The organism is Frigoribacterium sp. NBH87 (assembly GCF_014217665.1).
Classification (GTDB): domain Bacteria; phylum Actinomycetota; class Actinomycetes; order Actinomycetales; family Microbacteriaceae; genus Frigoribacterium; species Frigoribacterium endophyticum.
Genome location: NZ_CP043650.1, coordinates 3,037,198 through 3,053,138 on the forward strand (window position 1 = coordinate 3,037,198; position 15,941 = coordinate 3,053,138).

The window sequence follows — 15,941 nt, forward strand, 5'->3', positions numbered from 1 at the left end:
CCGACCGTGAGGTCGGGGGCCCGCCCGTCACCGGTCGTGCTGAGCGTGCCAGCGCGACCGGAGAGCCTCGAGGGGCCCCTGCGCCTCGAGGTGCTCGATGTGCTGCAGCATGGCGTGGCTGGCCTGCGCCGTCTCGTGGTGCTCGGCCTGGAGGCGTGACAGCTCGGTGCGGATCTCGTCCAGCTCGCCGAGCTGCACGGCAGCTCCGACCGCCTCGCTCCTCAGCCGTGCCACCTCGGCGGCGAGCCACCGGACGTAGTCCGCGGCCACCGCCGGGTGGGCGTCGTCGCCGTCCGTCGCCGGGGCCGCTCCGAGGTCGGGCGGGAGGACCTCCAGGGGGTCGTCCCCGTCCGTCCGCTCGGCGGGGACGGCGGCCAGCGTGTCGGCCCAGCGACGGGCAAAGAGCGTCCCGTTGCGGTGGCCCAGGAACTCCCGGTAGAGCGGCACGGAGTCGGTCGACGCCCCGGAGAGGTGGGCCGCCACCGCCGCGGGCTCGACGACGACGGGCCGCCCTGTCGCCCGGAGGCGGAGCTGGAGGTCGACGTCCTCGTAGTAGGCCGGGGCGAAGAGCTCGTCGAAGCCGCCCACCCGGTCGAAGGTCTCGCGGTCGACCCAGAGCGCAGCGGCCGAGCAGTAGTCGACGGGACGTGACCGCAGCAGGTCGGCGGCACGGGCCTCGTCCTCCGTGAGGCCGCGGCCCCGCGGCACGGTTCCGGCGTCCGGCAGGATGCGACACCCCGCCTCCTGCACCCTCCCGTCCGCGCCGAGGAGCAGGCTCCCGACGGCGACGGGACGGTCGTCGGCCCGGGCACGGGCGTGCAGCGCGGCGAGCCAGGTGGGCGCCACCACGGCGTCGTCGTTGAGGAGGACGAGCGCCCGCCCTCGGGCCGCCGTCGCGCCCGCGGCACAGCCGCCGCCGAAGCCGGCGTTCTCCGGCAGGTCGACGACGACGGCGCCGTCCACGCGCGCAGCCGCCGCCCGGGCCTCGCCGGAGGCGCCGTTGAGCACGAGCACGACCTCGAAGGGCGGCGCGTCACGCTGCGCGGCCAGCGCCTCGAGGCAGGCCACGAGCGGCTCGCCGAGGCGCCACGCGAGCACGACGACGGAGGCCACGGGGGAGTCGCTGGTCGGCAGGCCGATCCGGTGGCGGTCGTGCCCCGGCGGCACTGGTCCGGTCGGGGGCCGGTGATCGGTCACGAGCTCCTCCTGCCTTCCTGGAGCGAGAGCACGGTCCGGTGGATGCCGGCCGCGACGGGGGTGAGCATGCGGGCGTCGAGCTCCGGCCAGACGACGGAGCGGAACCGGAGGTCCAGGGCCTGGCGCGAGGCCGAGGCGTGGCTGCCCCAGACGACGCGGGGCCGCCGCCCGACGACGCGCTGCAGCTCCGCGATGAGGGCCCCGATCGTGATGCCGAGCCCCGACGCGAGGATCTTGGTCACGACGGTGCCGGCGGCCACGGTCGTCGCGCGGTCCAGGGCGTCGAGGGTCATCGACGCGGCGTCGTCGACGAAGAGGTAGTCGCGGATCGTGTCCATCGGCACGTAGATCGACGACGGCCGCCCCTCGAGGTGGGCTAGGCAGAGTTGGGAGACCAGGCCCTGGGCCTTGCCGAGGTCCTGCCCGGGCCCGTAGATGTTGGCGAACCGACCCACGACGACGGGCACGCCGGTGACGCCGGCCCAGTGCTCGAACGCCTCCTCCACCCGGAGCTTGTTCCAGCCGTAGGGGGCGAGGGGCTCTGGCCGGGTGCGCTCGTCGAACGGGGGTGCGGCGGACCCGGCGTACACGCCGCCGGCCGACGACGCGACGAAGGCCGTTCCGCGGGAGGCGGTCCCGGTCTCGCCGAGCTCGTGGGCCGCTCGGGCGAGGAAGGCCTCGACCACGCGGTGCTCCTGTGCCAGGGCGGCGGGGCCGCTCGCGACGACGCCCGCTCCGGCGCACCACACCAGCGACCAGGCATAGGGCCCCGAGGCGACGGCTCGGAACTGCTCGGCGAGCGCGGCGACCGAGTCGTCCTCGTCGTGCCACGGGACGACCGCGGTCACCACCTCTGCGCCCGGACGGCGGGCCAGCTGCGTCACGACGGCCCCGCCGAGGAGCCCACCGGCTCCCACCACGAAGTACCGGTGCCGGGACGTCGTGGGCGAGCTGGTCACGCGCGGGCCGCTCGGGTCACTGGTCGGCCGGGGTCCGTCGCCCGAGCGGGCCGCGCCCGGGGTCGCTCACGATGAGGTAGGACGGACGGCCCATCGCCATGTTGACGGCGACGCCGATGTACTCCGCGACGATGCCGAGCGAGAAGAGGATGGCGCCGGTCGACAGCAGCACGACGACGATCGTCGACGACCAGCCGGCTTCCAGCTCACGGCCCGAGAGGGTCGCGACGACCACGTACAGCGCGAACAGCAGCCCGAGCACGGCCAGGACGACGCCCAGCACGCTCACCACGCGGAGCCCCCGGGTGCCGGAGGTCAGGACCATGCGCCAGAAGTGCGAGAGGAGCTTGCGGAGCGAGTACCCGCTGGTCCGGTCGCCCTCGTCGCGGAGGCGGACCGGGCTCGTCGTCACGCGCCGGGTGACCCAGCTGATGGCCACGTCGAGGTACACGCCGGAGCCCGCGTAGGCGGAGACGCTGCGGCCGACGTCGCCGAGGATCAGACGGTAGCTCTGGAAGACCGAGGCGTCGCCGTCGCCGAAGACGGCGCGGAGGACGACCTTGGCTCCCTTGGAGGCGGCGTTGCGGAGCAGGCCGTGCGGGGCCGCGTTCTCGGGCCGCGCGTAGACCAGGGCGGCCTGCTCGGCCATGGCGGTGTCGAGCATCGAGTCGATGTAGGCCGGGTCGTGCTGCCCGTCCTCGTCGAGGGTCACGATCCAGTCGCCGCCGGTCGACGCCATGCCGGCCAGCGTCGCGGCGTGCTGGCCGAAGTTGCGGCTCAGCCACACGCCCCGGACGATGTCGTGGGTCGACTCGAGGTCGCGGATGACGCGGTCGGAGGCGTCGGGCCCGTTGTCGTGGACGAGCAACACCTCGGTGACCTCGCGCCGGTGACCCGCCGGGGTCGCACGCTCGGAGGCGAGGGCCGTGATCTCGTCGACGAGGGCGGCCAGGGTCTTCTCGCCCTGGTAGACGGGCACCACGACGGAGATCCGGTGAGCCGGGCTGACGATGACTTCGGACGCACTCGACACGGTCAAGGACCCTACCACCGGCGTCCCGCGGCCAGGCGGGCGCTCACCGGCCGAGGTCCAGGTCGACGAGCTCGGGGTCGAGCACGGCCACGGTGGCGCCCACCGTCGCCCCGCCCGGCAGGTCGATCAGGGTCGCTCCGTCGTCGGTGCTGCCCGCCACCGTGAGCGAGCTGGTGCCCGCGGGCGCGGTCACCTCGAGGTCGAGGTCCGCCCGGCCGTCGACGAGGGGGACGACCACCGGCCGGTCGAGCCCTGGCCCCGAGACGACGACGCTCGTCGCGCCCTGCCGGGTGCCGAGCTCCAGACGGACGACGACCCGCGCTTCCTCGCCCCGGTCGTTCAGCAGGGTGAGGGTCGAGGGCGCCCGGAGCGTCTGCAGCACGACGTCGTCGGGGTCGCTCGCGTCGACGCCGAACTCGCCGTCGGCACGCTGGGTGACGACGGGGTCGGCGACGCGGGTCAGCAGGTCGTCGCGCTGCGCGGCGTCGAGGCCCTCGGCGGCCGTGCGGAGGTCGGCGGGCACGAGGTAGAGCGCCTTGGTCCCGTCGGCCGAGACCAGGCTCGGTCCGCCCGTGGCGGTCGCCAGCTCGGCTTCGACGGCCTCGCCTCCGTCGAGGTACGCGCTGCGGTCGACGTGGACGGCGGCGAAGCCGATGCCCGCGAGCTGCTCCATGATGCTGCGCCCGTCGTACTGGGAGAGCGTGGCGGGCCACTGCGTCGTGGGTCGGCCCTTGATCCCGCCGGCGGACCAGTGCAGGTCGTCCGAGTGCAGGTAGGGCCGGAGCTGCTCGGTGTAGTACAGGCCGCTCTCGGAGAGGGCCTCGGGGAAGTCGACGTAGGGGAACTGCACGATGCTCGCGCCGGCCCCCACGATGTCCTCGACCTGGTCGATCCACGCCGCGTCGGCGCGGTACTCGTCGGCGACCTGGGCGTACGGCGGGATGTCGGCCGCCGTCGTCTGGTCGTAGAAGCCGCCGCAGAGCAGCACCGCCGCGACGACGACGCCGGCCACGGAGGCGAGGCGCCGTCGAGCGGGTCGGGCGGGGCGCGCTCCGGCGGTCTCCGTCGTCGCCCCGACCGCGTCCGTCCGGGCGACGCGGCTCGTGCCCGCGAGGCGCGCGAGGAGCAGGTCGACGACGAGGCCGACCGCCGCGAGGGAGAGCAGCGCGATGATGATCGAGAAGCGGTTCCAGCCGCGGAGGCTCGACGTGAAGAACGAGATGAAGGTGGGGAAGCCCCCGACGACCGAGAACAGGAGGCTCACGACGGCCAGTCCGGCGAGGGTCTCGAGGGCCTGCAGGCGACCCGACGCGACGCTCGCGACGTCGGTGGCCCGGCGGCGGGCGAGGAGGCTCGTGACGGCCACCGCGAGGAGGGTCACGAGGCCCACGGCCGCGACCAGGCCGAGGGCCGGGTTCTCCGAGATCAGGGGGTACACCGAGTCGTACTCCGCGCGCACGCCGGCGAGGGCGTCGACGTGGTGGCCGGGCACCGGCATCAGCAGCTGGGCGAGCTTCAGCGACTGGGTCTCGACCTCGCCCTGGCCCCGGGTGAGGCCGGAGGGGTTGGCCCCGTTCTCGCGGCTCCAGAGCACGTCGGGCAGCATGTTGGCGACGACGGCGCCGACGACGACGACCGTCGTGACGACCGCACCGCCGAGCCGACGCCACGAGCGGTGGCGCCAGGAGGAGGCGGCGCCCGCGAAGACGAGGAGCACCACGGTGAACACGGCGTAGTAGGTCGACCCCGTGGCCATCACGGCCAACGCGACGGCCGCGAAGGCGCCGCGGCCGGTGAGGAGGCGGAGCAGCCGTGGGCCGGAGCCGGCGCGGGCGGTCCACACGGGCTCGCCGCGGGCCACCCACCAGACGACGCCCAGCGCGAGGGGCAGGGGGTAGTACGACCCGAGCCAGAGGTGCTGCTCGGCACGGTAGAAGTGGTACGGCGCGACGGAGAACAGCACCGCGAGCACGACCCCCACGACGGGTCGCACGCCGACCGTCGCGAGGAACCAGTACCCGGTCACGCCGGCCAGCACGAAGCCGACGAGGTAGTACGTGTTCATGGCCGTGGCCCAGTCGTCGGTGACGAGGCTGAGGAGGTCGGCGACCATGAAGTGCAGGTTGTCGGCCGTCGGGAAGTCGTGGTACTGCTGCCCCCAGGGGGCGCCGAGGAAGGCCTGCTGCTCGTACCAGCCGGTCTCGAAGACGGTCTTGAAGTGGGCCCCGACCGCGAGGGCGTCGACGCTGTAGAAGAAGGGGACGGAGAGGTCGGCCCGCCAGAGCCGCAGGGCGACCGCCGCGGCGGCGAACGACCCCCCGGCCGCGACTAGGTAGGGGAGGAGGCGCCAGGCCAGGACCCGGCCCACCAGCGAGGTCGGCGGCGTGGTCCGTCCCGTCGGGGTCGCTGCCGTCGACCGCTCGGTCGTCGGGGCGCTCGGGAGCGTCCGCCCCTCGCGCGTCACGAGGACGACCCGGCGGCCGCGGCCGTCATGCGGCGCTTCAGGACCACGTACGCGAGGCGCCGGGTCTGGGCGGCGAACCGCGCCCGGAGGTCGCCGAGACGGCGGTCGCGCGGCCGGACCACGGTCGGCCACGCCCGCGCCGCGGCGGCGTGCCAGCCCCGCGCCTGTCGCGACTGCTCGGCCGCCAGCGCCACGCTCCACTGCGTCGTGCTGAGCCGGAAGCCCCCGGCGAGCGAGGGGACGCCGACGACGTCGCCCGTAGCGAGCACGCGGCAGTAGCTGGCCTGGTCGATCAAGTAGGGGAAGCTGTCGTCCCAGCCGCCCGCGGCCACGAAGGCGTCGCGGCGGAAGGTGACGCAGAAGGGCTCTCCGAAGACGTTCGTGCCCGCGCGCACCGTGGCCCGGACGGCCTCGGAGCCCGGGACGACCCGGCCGCCCCAGTCGGCGCCGCGGCGGCTGATCAGGGTCTTCGTCGAGGCGTCGACGAGCGACCGCGGCGACGAGGCGAGCACGGCGCCGGGAGCGGCGTCGAGGGCGGCCACGTGCTGCTCGAGGGTGCCGGGGAACAGGACGTCGTCGCCGGGCACGAGACGGAGGTACTCGCCCGTCGCGGCGTCGCTGACCCGCTTCCAGTTGGCGTGGGCGCCGCCGCCCGCCGGGGTCCGCAGCAGCGTGACCCGATCGTCGTCCGACCAGCGGTGCAGGACGCCCCAGGTGTCGTCGGAGGACCCGTGGTCGGCGATGATCAGCTCGAGGTCGGCGAAGCCCTGCTCGAGGATCGACGTGACGGTCTCGGCGATGTAGTCGGCGTTGTTGAAGGCGGGGATGACGACGGATAGACGGGGTGACATTGACGCTGCTCTCTGGCTCGACCAGTGCACGAGTGTACCGACGGAGTCAGGCTGGTCGGTTAGGCTTCGCCGGGCTGTCGTGGACGGCCCGCGAGAACGACCCGACGTCGGCCGCGTCCTCCACCACCGTCCCGGCGGTGGTCGACCAGCCGGGTGACGAGAGGCAGGGAGAGCCGTGAGTACTGAAGCCGAGGTGCGGATCCAGCGCATCGCGACGCTGCCCTTCGAGAAGGCCGGAGCCGCCAGCGGCGGCCTCCTGAGCGGCATCACGCCCGCCGTGCGCGACATCTGGGCGCACCGTGCCCTGCTCGACCTGCTGATCCGCCGCGAGCTCAAGGCCCGCTACAAGGACAGCGCGCTCGGTTTCGTGTGGAGCTTCATCCGCCCGCTCACGATGCTCGCGATCTACTACTTCGCCGTGGGGCAGGTCCTCGGCGCCGCCCGGTCCGTCCCGCAGTTCGCGATCTACGTCTTCGCCGGCCTCACCCTCTGGGGCCTCTACAACGAGATCATCGCCGGCGGCACGACCTCGATCCTCGCCAACGCCGGGCTGATCAAGAAGGTCTACGTGCCCCGCGAGCTGTTCCCGCTCGCCTCGATGGGCTCCGCCCTGTTCAACTTCGTCGTCCAGTTCGCCGTCCTGATGGCGGCCGTCCTCGTGCTGGGCCAGTTCCCGCTCTCGTGGGACCTCCTGTACGTCCCCGTGGCGATCCTGCTCACGGTGATCTACGCCCTGGCGTTCGCCCTGTTCCTGTCGGCGGTGAACGTCTACCTGCGCGACGTCCAGTACCTCGTCGAGGTCGCCCTGCTCATCCTGTTCTGGGCCTCGCCGATCGTCTACTCGTTCGGCATGGTGGTCGGGCGCGCGGCGGCCCGCGGGCAGGACTGGATCGTCACCCTGTACCAGCTGAACCCGATGACCGATATCATCCTGGCGTTCCAGAAGGGCATCTGGAAGGCGGGCAGTGAGACGACGACCCTGGACGACGGGACCGTGATCGGACCGCAGCCCTACCCGGCCGACCTGGACCTGCGCCTCCTCGTCCTCGGCGTGGTCGGCCTCGTCCTGCTGGTCGTCGCCCAGCGTGTCTTCGCCCGCCTGCAGGGCAACTTCGCCCAGGAGATCTGATCGTGTCCACTGCCACCGCCCCCTCCGTGCCGGTCGTCACCATGAACGACGTCTCCAAGCGCTTCGTCATCCGGAAGGAGAAGTCGCTCAAGGAGCGACTGGTCAACCTCGCCCGGTCGAACAAGCACAAGGACGACTTCTGGGCCCTCCGCGGCATCTCGATCGACATCGAGGCCGGCACCACCGTGGGCCTCATCGGCGCCAACGGCTCGGGCAAGAGCACGTTGCTCAAGGTGATCGGCGGCATCCTTCAGCCGACCACCGGCGAGGTGCGGCGTCGCGGACAGCTGGCCGCGTTGCTCGAGCTCGGTGCGGGCTTCCACCCCGACCTCACCGGTCGCGAGAACGTCTTCCTGAACGGCTCGATCCTCGGCCTCACGCACGAGCAGATCGAGGGCTTCTTCGACTCGATCCTCGACTTCAGCGAGATCGGCGAGTTCATCGACACGCAGGTCAAGTTCTACTCGTCGGGCATGTACGTGCGGCTCGCCTTCGCCATCGCCGTACACGTCGACCCCGACGTCCTGCTCATCGACGAGGTCCTCGCGGTCGGCGACGAGCCGTTCCAGCGCAAGTGCCTCGACAAGATCGCCCAGTTCCAGCGCGAGGGCCGCACCATCATCATCGTGACCCACGACCTCGGCACGGTCGAGACCCTGTGCGACCGGGCCATCGTCCTGTCGCACGGCGGGATCATCTTCGACGGCGACTCCGTCGAGGGGGTCGCGGCCCTCCGCGCCGACTTCGCCTGATCCGCGCATGACGACGCGGGATCCCGGCGCCCCGGAGGACGCCGGCGTCACCACCACGGGCCAGCGCGGGTCGCTCGTCGCCCTGACCACCGGCACCGTCGTGCTGGGTGCCTGCAACTACCTCTACCTCGCCCTGGTCGGCAACGTCGTCGGCGTGGTAGCGAGCGTTCCGGTCTCCGTGCTGTGGACGATGATGGCAGGCATCGCCGTCGGCCTGTTCCAGCCCGTCGAGCAGATGCTCTCCCGGGGGATCGCCCGCGACCACGACCTGGGGCGCTCGGCCCGGCCGGTCGTGCGCCGCACCCTCGGCTTCGCGGGTGCGCTCCTCGCTGTCGCCCTGGTCGTCCTCCTGGTCGCCGCCCGGCCCATCGGGCAGGTGCTCTTCTCCGGTGAGACGGCCTTCGTGGGCCTCTTCGCGGTGGGCCTGGTTGCGTCGACCGTGCTGTTCGCCGTGCGCGGCGTGCTCGCCGGCACCGGGCGCTTCCGCCGCTACGGCGCCGAGCTCACCGCCGAGGGGCTGCTCAAGGTCGCCGGCGTCGGTGCGCTCGCCCTGGGCGGCGTCACCGATCCGCGCCTCCTCGGTGTCGTGCTGGTGGTGTCACCGCTGATCGCGGCGGGCCTCTCCCTGGTCGGCCTTCGACGGCGTCCGGCACGGTCGGGACCGGGGGAGGCGGCAGCCGGGCAGGTGGGCGTGCCCGCCCGGGCGACCCCGCTCTCGGGCGATCTCGTGGCCCTCGGTGCGCTGACCACCGGGTCGCTCCTCCTGCAGCTCTTCGTCAACGTCGGCGTCGTGCTCGCGCAGCTGTCCGTCGGTGGCACGGCCACCGCCTACACGGCGAGCCTCGTGGCGGCCCTCGCCGTGGCCCGGGTGCCGCTCTTCCTCTTCAACGCCGTGCAGTCGCTCCTGCTGACCCGGTTCACCCTCGACGCCAGGAGGGGCCGGTTCCGGGCGCTGACGCGCGCGCTCGCCGGCTGGAACGCGCTGGTGCTGGGGCTCGGCGTCGTGTGGGTGGTGCTGATCTGGCTGACGGGGGGCGTGGTGCTCGCCTGGTTCGGCGAGGGCTACGACATCCCCTCCGGGCAGCTCGTGCTCCTCGCGGTCTCGTGCGTGCTGCAGATCGTGACCATGGTGCTGACGCAGGCGGTGCTCGCGTTCCACCGAGAGCGCGTGGCGACGCTGGTCTGGCCCGTGGGCCTCGTCGTGCTGCTCGGGGTCTTCGGCCTCTCGAGCGCCGACCTGGGCACCTCGTTGGCCGCGGCCATGGTGGCCGGCACGGCGGCCACGACCCTCGCCGCCACGGCGGCGGTGGCCTGGTCGATCCGGCGGGCGGCCGCGCGGCCCGGTGAGCCGTCGCTCGAGGCTCCGGAGCACGACGGTGCCGTGGCGGCCCCCGTCGTCGAGCAGCCCTGACCGACCGTCGTCGACGGGCCGTCAGGCCCGGGGCAGCGAGCCGAGCTTCGACCGCCAGGAGCGTTTCCGGGCGGAGATGGTCGCGGTCGCGACGAAGAGCATGAGGGTGCCCTCGAAGAGGACGTAGCTCTCGGCGACGCCGGTCACCGTGATCAGCACGAGCACGAGCGCGGGCCAGGCGTAGGCGATGATCGGGTGCGCTGACGCGGTGATCCAGGAGCGCACGAGGGCGAGGCCGCCCGCCGCGAGCAGCAGGAGCAGGCCCACCAGGCCGACCTGGAACCACGCGTCCCAGAAGACCCCGAGACCGGTCGAGTGCGGCCTCCCGGTGGGGGAGAGGAGCGTCGAGAACGGGAAGACGCTCGTGGGCCACAGTCCCACGAAGCCCGAGCCCTCGATCGGGTTCAGGTCGGTCAGGTCGCGCAGCCGGCCCCAGAGCGCCAGGCGGACGTCGACGTCGCTCCGGGCGCCGAGCAACGCCAGCACCCGCTCGTGCGCCGCCCAGGCGAGCGCGGTGCCGGCCACCACCGACGCGGCCAGGGTCGTCTGCAGGAGCGGACGACGCGCCGCCGGGGCCCGACGGAGCGTGCGGAGGGCGAGCCCCGACGCTAGGAGGGCCACCACCGCGACCACCGTCACGGGCGACCGGGAGAAGACGAGCGCGAGGGCGGCCACGGAGCCCGAGGCGAGGCCCAGCGAGAGGCTCACGGACCGCATCAGGTACTCCGTCGCGAAGGTCACGAGGCCCAGCGCGGCGAGGAAGCCGAGGAAGTTCCGCGTGCCGGCCAGACCCTGGATCGGGCCGCCCTCGGCGAGGTTGCCCTCGATGCCGAGGAAGCGGATCGGCTGGTCGATCAGCAGTCCGCTCAGCACCTCGAGCGCCAGCGACGCGACCAGCAGGATGCGGAGCGCGTCCCCTGCGGCGCGGATGACCTGGACGAGGTCGCGGCCGAGGGCGAGGTACAGCCCGAGGGCCGCGAAGGCCGCGGCGTAGGCGATGCCGCCGACGGTCGCCCAGGTGTACTGGCTCCAAAACACGGTGACGGCGAAGTAGCCGAACAGGGCGATCAGCGACACCGGCAAGAGCCCGTGCCACTCGATGTGGTGGCGCTGGCCCGCCAGCGAGAGGGCGGCGAGCACGACGAGGGACGCGAGCACCGCGATCGTGCCGGGCCAGCCCGTCAGCGTGCGGACGACGTGCGCCGAGAAGCCGAAGAGCACGATGGCGACCGCGAGGGCCTGGCTGAAGTGCCCTCCGGCCGAGAACCCGATCCACGCGGAGAGGTAGCGACGGAGGGGGTCGCGCGCGCTTCCCGGTGCCGTCATGACTGCCATCATGGCAGGCGTGGCCCTGCCGGAGCCGCGCGCACCGTGGTCTAGGGTTGTCGGGTGTCGCCTACGAACGCCCCTCTCCACACCGGCCGCGGTTGCCTCGTCATCATCCCGACGTACAACGAGATCGAGAACCTGGGGATGATCGTGGGGCGCCTCCTGGCCTCCGCGCCGGAGGCCCACGTGCTCGTGGTCGACGACGGCAGTCCCGACGGCACCGGTGAGCTCGCCGACTCCCTGGCCGCCTCCGACGAGCGCGTCCACGTCGAGCACCGCTCCGGCAAGCTCGGGCTCGGCGCCGCCTACGTCTTCGGCTTCGGCTGGGGCCTGGAGCGCGGTTACGAGGTCCTCGTCGAGATGGACGCGGACGGCTCGCACCCGCCGGAGACCCTGCCCGCCATGCTCGCGCGCGTCACGAGCTCGGCCCCCGACGCCCCTGCGCTGGCCATCGGCTCACGCTGGGTGCCCGGCGGCAGCGTCGTCAACTGGCCGCTCAGCCGCCAGCTGCTCAGCCGGGGCGGCAACACCTACGCCCGACTCGCGCTCGGCCTCCAGCTCCGTGACGTCACCGCGGGCTTCCGTGCCTACCGTGCGGAGAGCGTCCGGGCGATGGACCTCCAGGGCGTCGACTCGAAGGGGTATTGCTTCCAGGTCGACATGACCCTCCGCGTCCTCGACCAGGGCGCCCGCGTCGTCGAGGTGCCGATCGAGTTCCGCGAGCGTGAGGCCGGCGAGTCGAAGATGAGCCAGGCCATCGTGGTCGAGGCCATGCTGCGGGTCACCCAGTGGGGCCTGCAGCGGCGCGCCGCCCGTCTCGTGCGGCTCGTCAGCCGCTGACGGCGGCGGCGACGGGCCGGTCATGGTCCGTCCAGCCCCAGGGGTCGCGTCGCGTCACCACGACGAGCACGACGAAGAGCGCCCAGCCCCACTCCACGATGAGCCGTGACTCGGTGAGGCCGTGCACGAGGAGGGCCGCGAGCAGCAGGACGGGCAGCAGGTCGAGCGCGCTCCACGGTGCCTCGACGCCGAGGCCGAGCACGCGGCGGTCGGTGGCCCAGGACCAGGCGCGGACGACCACGCCGACGACGACCAGCGCGAAGAGGGCGAGGCCGATCCAGCCTAGCTGGAACCAGACGTCGAGGTAGGCGTCGTGCGCCTGGAGGTAGACCACGCCGTTCCGCTCGGCCAGGTCGGTGAAGGGCTGCGCGAAGGGGATCCAGTAGCTGACCCAGCCCCAGCCGACCACGGGGTGCTGCACCCCGAGGTCGAGCACGGCCGCCCAGATGTCGGTGCGGCCGGTGAGGTCGCCGCTCCGTCCCGCGAGGGACAGCAGGGGGCCCCGGGCGACGGCGACGGCGACTGCCGCCACAGCGACGACGACGGCGGCGAGGCCGTAGACCCGGGGACGCCCCGCGGTCGGGGTGCGGCGGAGCGCGACGACGAGCAGCAACACGAGCGCGACGGCCACGGCGCAGGCCAGCGTGGTCGCCGAGCGCGTGAGGACGAGGGCCAGCACGGCCGAGACGACCCCGACCCGGGCGGTGACGCGCGAGACCGACCGTGACGACGCCTCCACCAGGGTCACGACCAGCGCGAGCAGCGCGAGGATCGCCAGGATGTTGCTGTTGCCCTGCAGCCCCTGGATGCGCCCCCCGGTGAAGAGCTCGGCGCGAGACCAGAAGAAGGCGTCGGGCACGCCGCCCGAGCAGTCCAGGTAGACGGGGCAGACCGGCTGGCGCACGAGCGCCCCGACGACGACCTCGAAGAGGAGCGAGAGCACGACGTGCAGCCGCAGGGCACGACCGAGGGCGGTGACGATGAGGGGCCAGGGCAGCGACGCGGTGACCGCGAGCGCCCCCAGGGTCGTGGCCAGGGTGGCGCCGATGCCGATCGCCGAGGCGGCGGGGTACTGCGACCACGCGATCGACGCGACCGCGAAGACCAGCCAGAGGGCGAGGAGGCGCGGGAGGTGCCGCAGCCGGGGCGGGTGCCGCACGACGACCACGGCTGCGGCGATCACCATGGCACCGCAGACCAGCCCCCAGCCCCAGAAGCTCGTGCCGTTCCGCAGCACGTCGCCGCCGAACAGGACGACGAACACGAGCGTCGCGAAGAGCGTGCTCCGGCGTGCCGGGGGAGCCGACGCGTCGTGGCGCACGGGGGTCGTCGACGTCATGGGCACCAGGCTAGACGACCGGGGGCGCGTCGCCCGCTCTCCTGCCGCTCAGACGAAGGCCGCCTGGCCGGTGATCGCCCGACCGACGATGAGCGTGTTCATCTCACGGGTGCCCTCGTAGCTGTAGAGCGCCTCCGCGTCGGCGAAGTACCGCGCGACGTCGTAGTCGAGCACGATGCCGTTGCCGCCCAGCACCTCCCGGGCCCAGGCGACGGTCTCGCGCATGCGCGAGGTGGTGAACGCCTTGGCGAGGGAGGCGTGCTCGTCGCGCTGGACGCCCTCGTCGAGCATCTGCGAGACGCGCACCACCATGCCGATCGACGCGGTGATGTTCCCGATGCACTTGACCAGCAGGTCCTGGACGAGCTGGTGGCGGGCGATCGGCTTGCCGAACTGGACGCGTTCGCCCGCGTAGGCCAGGGCCGCCTCGTACGCGCCGATCATGTTGCCGACGGCCGCCCAGGCGACCTCGGCCCGCGTGAGCCGGAGCACCGCGGCGGTGTCGCGGAACGAGTTCGCCTGCTGCAGCCGCAGGCTCTCGGGCACCCGGACGTCCTCCAGCGTGATGTCGGCGTTCTGGACGATCCGAAGGCTCTGCTTGCCCTCGATCTTCGTCGCCGTGTACCCGGGGGTCGAGGTGGGCACGATGAAGCCCTTCACCTGGCCGTCCTCCGCGCTCTTCGCCCAGATGATGGTCAGGTCGCTGAACGTGGCGTTGCCGATCCAGCGCTTCGAGCCGTTGAGCACCCAGTCGTCGCCGTCCCGGGTCGCGACCGTGCGGAGGCCCTGGGCCGAGTCGGAGCCCGACAGCGGCTCGGTCAGGCCGAACGCCCCGACGAGCTCTCCGCTGGCGAGCCGCGGGAGCCACTCGGCGCGCTGCTCCGGCGAGCCGCCGACGCTGATCGAGCCCATCGCCAGGCCGTTCTGCACGCCGCAGAACGTCGCCACGGACGCGTCGCAGCGGGCGAGCTCGAGCGCGACCCACCCCCGGAAGACGGCCGAGTTCTCGAACGGCCGGGTCTCCTCCCACGGCATCCCGTAGATGCCGAGGTCGGCGAGCCCCTTCACGATGCGTTGGGGGAACTCCGCGCGCTCCCAGTGACCGTTGACGATCGGCCGCACCTCGGTGTCGAGGTAGGTGCGCAGGTCGGCGAGGACGCCCTTCTCCCGGTCGCTGAGACCGGCCTCGTAGCCGTAGAAGTCGCTCGCGAGGGTGCTGAACGAGGTGAGGGTCGCTGATGACATCCGTTGCTCCGTTGCATCGTGTCGGTGCGGCCCGGCACGCTGGCCGGACCGTCTCGGGACGACGCGAGCCTAGGCACGGCGCCGAGGGGCGGCAACGGGGTTGGTAGTTTTGACCAACGCACGCCCCCGGTCGTCCTGACGCCTTTGTAGAGGGGGCCCAAGCCCACGTCGACAAGCAGGTCTCCGCATGTTCCTCGCCATCACCAACACCCCCCGCGACTACGCCTGGGGCTCCCGCTCAGCGATCGCCGAGCTGCTCGGCCGAGCGCCGTCCGGCCGCCCGGAGGCCGAGCTCTGGCTGGGGGCGCACCCGGGCTCCCCGAGCGTCGTCGTGAACCCCGCGGTCGTCGACGGCGCCGACACCCTGGCCGACTGGTTCGCGGCCGAGCCCGCCCGGGCCCTGGGCCGCGACCGCAGCGAGCTGCCTTTCCTGCTCAAGGTGCTCGCCGCCGACGAGCCGCTCTCGATCCAGGCGCACCCCACGCCCGAGCAGGCGAGGGCGGGGTTCGCGGCGGAGGAGGCGGCCGGGGTGCCGATCGACTCGCCGACGCGCAACTACAAGGACCCGTTCCCGAAGCCGGAGATCATCGTCGCCCTGAGCGAGTCCTTCGACGCGCTCTGCGGCTTCCGCACCCCGGCCGAGACGATCCTCGACGTGGACGCCCTCGACGCGGGCACGGGACGTCTCGACGCCCTGCGCGGCAGCGTGGCGACGTCGTTGGAGTCGACCCTGGCCTGGCTCTTCGACGGCAGCGCCGAGTCGCGGGCCGTCGTGGCGGCGGTGGGCGAGCTGGCCGCGTCGGTCGCCGACCCGAGCCCGAGCGTCGCCACGGTCGTCGACCTCGCAGCGCGCTGGCCCGGCGACCCGGGCGTGGTCGTCTCGCTCCTCCTCAACCGCGTCACCCTCCGCCGCGGCGAGGCGCTCTTCCTGCCCGCCGGCAACGTCCACGCGTACCTCGGCGGCCTCGGCGTGGAGCTGATGGCCCCGTCCGACAACGTCCTCCGCGGCGGCCTGACGCCCAAGCACGTCGACGTGCCCGAGCTGCTCCGCGTGCTCGAGTTCGAGCCGCTGCCCGTGCCGCGGCTGCTGCCGGTCGAGACGGCGCCCGGCGTCGAGCGCTTCGAGCCCGGCGGCGTCGGCTTCGCCCTCCTCCGCGTGCACGCGGGAGGCGCGGGGGCGGTCGTCGAGATCGGCGGGCCGAGCATCCTCCTCGTCACCGACGGCGAGGTCGTCGTCAAGGGGCAGGACGGCTCGATGCGCCTCCGTCGGGGCGAGTCGGCCTTCGTGACCCCCGACGAGGTCCGGCTCGCGGTGACCGGCGGCGGTCAGCTCTACGTGGCGACCCCCGCCTGAGCCGGGCGGCCGGCCGCGGCCAGCCGCGGCGGGAGCCG

General features: G+C 73.2%; 13 protein-coding genes. 5 read left to right on the forward strand and 8 right to left on the reverse strand.

Annotation, left to right across the window (positions count from 1 at the left end; genetic code table 11):
- Nucleotides 1-27 precede the first annotated feature (27 nt).
- The 5 genes from F1C15_RS14180 to F1C15_RS14200 form a co-directional block, all read right to left on the reverse strand.
- Nucleotides 28-1,197, reverse strand: a complete 1,170-nt coding sequence (locus F1C15_RS14180; protein ID WP_185231944.1) for a glycosyltransferase family 2 protein — start codon at nucleotides 1,195-1,197, stop codon at nucleotides 28-30.
- Nucleotides 1,194-2,156 carry an NAD-dependent epimerase/dehydratase family protein gene (locus F1C15_RS14185; protein ID WP_185231945.1) on the reverse strand — a complete coding sequence of 321 codons (963 nt, stop codon included), beginning with the start codon at nucleotides 2,154-2,156 and terminating at the stop codon, nucleotides 1,194-1,196. The genes F1C15_RS14180 and F1C15_RS14185 overlap by 4 nt, the downstream gene beginning before the upstream one ends.
- Nucleotides 2,157-2,172: 16 nt before the next feature.
- Nucleotides 2,173-3,189 carry a glycosyltransferase gene (locus F1C15_RS14190; protein WP_255465309.1) on the reverse strand — a complete coding sequence of 339 codons (1,017 nt, stop codon included), beginning with the start codon at nucleotides 3,187-3,189 and terminating at the stop codon, nucleotides 2,173-2,175.
- Between the two features lie 43 nt (nucleotides 3,190-3,232).
- Nucleotides 3,233-5,557: a hypothetical protein gene (locus F1C15_RS14195; RefSeq protein WP_185231947.1), complete on the reverse strand. Its 2,325-nt coding sequence runs from the start codon at nucleotides 5,555-5,557 to the stop codon at nucleotides 3,233-3,235.
- 92 nt (nucleotides 5,558-5,649) lie between these two features.
- Nucleotides 5,650-6,504 (reverse strand): glycosyltransferase family 2 protein, encoded by an 855-nt coding sequence (locus F1C15_RS14200; protein WP_185231949.1) that lies wholly within the window; start codon nucleotides 6,502-6,504, stop codon nucleotides 5,650-5,652.
- 175 nt (nucleotides 6,505-6,679) lie between these two features.
- Between F1C15_RS14200 and F1C15_RS14205 the strand changes: the two genes are divergently transcribed.
- Genes F1C15_RS14205 through F1C15_RS14215 form a run of 3 tightly spaced genes read left to right on the forward strand, consistent with a single transcriptional unit; the run spans nucleotide 6,680 to nucleotide 9,796 of the window.
- Entirely contained in the window at nucleotides 6,680-7,633 is a 954-nt protein-coding gene (locus F1C15_RS14205; RefSeq protein ID WP_185231951.1) for an ABC transporter permease, read from the forward strand.
- 2 nt (nucleotides 7,634-7,635) lie between these two features.
- Nucleotides 7,636-8,385 (forward strand): ABC transporter ATP-binding protein, encoded by a 750-nt coding sequence (locus F1C15_RS14210; RefSeq protein ID WP_370543598.1) that lies wholly within the window; start codon nucleotides 7,636-7,638, stop codon nucleotides 8,383-8,385.
- 7 nt (nucleotides 8,386-8,392) lie between these two features.
- Nucleotides 8,393-9,796: a hypothetical protein gene (locus tag F1C15_RS14215; RefSeq protein ID WP_185231952.1), complete on the forward strand. Its 1,404-nt coding sequence runs from the start codon at nucleotides 8,393-8,395 to the stop codon at nucleotides 9,794-9,796.
- Nucleotides 9,797-9,817: 21 nt separating this feature from the next.
- Here F1C15_RS14215 and F1C15_RS14220 read toward each other — a convergent pair whose 3' ends face one another.
- Nucleotides 9,818-11,122: an exopolysaccharide production protein gene (locus F1C15_RS14220; protein ID WP_185231954.1), complete on the reverse strand. Its 1,305-nt coding sequence runs from the start codon at nucleotides 11,120-11,122 to the stop codon at nucleotides 9,818-9,820.
- A 147-nt stretch (nucleotides 11,123-11,269) separates the two neighbouring features.
- Here F1C15_RS14220 and F1C15_RS14225 point away from each other — a divergent pair, with 147 nt between their 5' ends.
- Nucleotides 11,270-11,965 carry a polyprenol monophosphomannose synthase gene (locus F1C15_RS14225; RefSeq protein WP_185234395.1) on the forward strand — a complete coding sequence of 232 codons (696 nt, stop codon included), beginning with the start codon at nucleotides 11,270-11,272 and terminating at the stop codon, nucleotides 11,963-11,965.
- Here the strand turns inward: F1C15_RS14225 and F1C15_RS14230 are convergent.
- Together F1C15_RS14230 and F1C15_RS14235 are read right to left on the reverse strand one after the other, a co-directional pair.
- Nucleotides 11,955-13,304 carry an O-antigen ligase gene (locus tag F1C15_RS14230; RefSeq protein WP_185231956.1) on the reverse strand — a complete coding sequence of 450 codons (1,350 nt, stop codon included), beginning with the start codon at nucleotides 13,302-13,304 and terminating at the stop codon, nucleotides 11,955-11,957. The two genes, F1C15_RS14225 and F1C15_RS14230, sit on opposite strands and share 11 nt — an antisense overlap.
- Before the next feature lie 48 nt (nucleotides 13,305-13,352).
- The gene (locus tag F1C15_RS14235; RefSeq protein WP_185231958.1) at nucleotides 13,353-14,549 is read right to left on the reverse strand and encodes an acyl-CoA dehydrogenase family protein; all 1,197 of its coding nucleotides are present in this window, start codon (nucleotides 14,547-14,549) and stop codon (nucleotides 13,353-13,355) included.
- A 187-nt stretch (nucleotides 14,550-14,736) separates the two neighbouring features.
- Between F1C15_RS14235 and manA the strand changes: the two genes are divergently transcribed.
- On the forward strand, nucleotides 14,737-15,903 hold the full coding sequence (gene manA / locus F1C15_RS14240; RefSeq protein WP_185231960.1) for a mannose-6-phosphate isomerase, class I: 1,167 nt from the start codon (nucleotides 14,737-14,739) through the stop codon (nucleotides 15,901-15,903).
- Nucleotides 15,904-15,941: the final 38 nt, after the last annotated feature.

Coding starts and splice junctions, on each gene's coding strand:
- F1C15_RS14215 (WP_185231952.1), top strand. CDS start 8,393: ATGACGACGCGGGATCCCGGCGCCCCGGAGGACGCCGGCGTCACCACC.
- manA (WP_185231960.1), top strand. CDS start 14,737: ATGTTCCTCGCCATCACCAACACCCCCCGCGACTACGCCTGGGGCTCC.
- F1C15_RS14220 (WP_185231954.1), bottom strand. CDS start 11,122: ATGACGGCACCGGGAAGCGCGCGCGACCCCCTCCGTCGCTACCTCTCC.
- F1C15_RS14200 (WP_185231949.1), bottom strand. CDS start 6,504: ATGTCACCCCGTCTATCCGTCGTCATCCCCGCCTTCAACAACGCCGAC.
- F1C15_RS14225 (WP_185234395.1), top strand. CDS start 11,270: ATGATCGTGGGGCGCCTCCTGGCCTCCGCGCCGGAGGCCCACGTGCTC.
- F1C15_RS14235 (WP_185231958.1), bottom strand. CDS start 14,549: ATGTCATCAGCGACCCTCACCTCGTTCAGCACCCTCGCGAGCGACTTC.
- F1C15_RS14230 (WP_185231956.1), bottom strand. CDS start 13,304: ATGACGTCGACGACCCCCGTGCGCCACGACGCGTCGGCTCCCCCGGCA.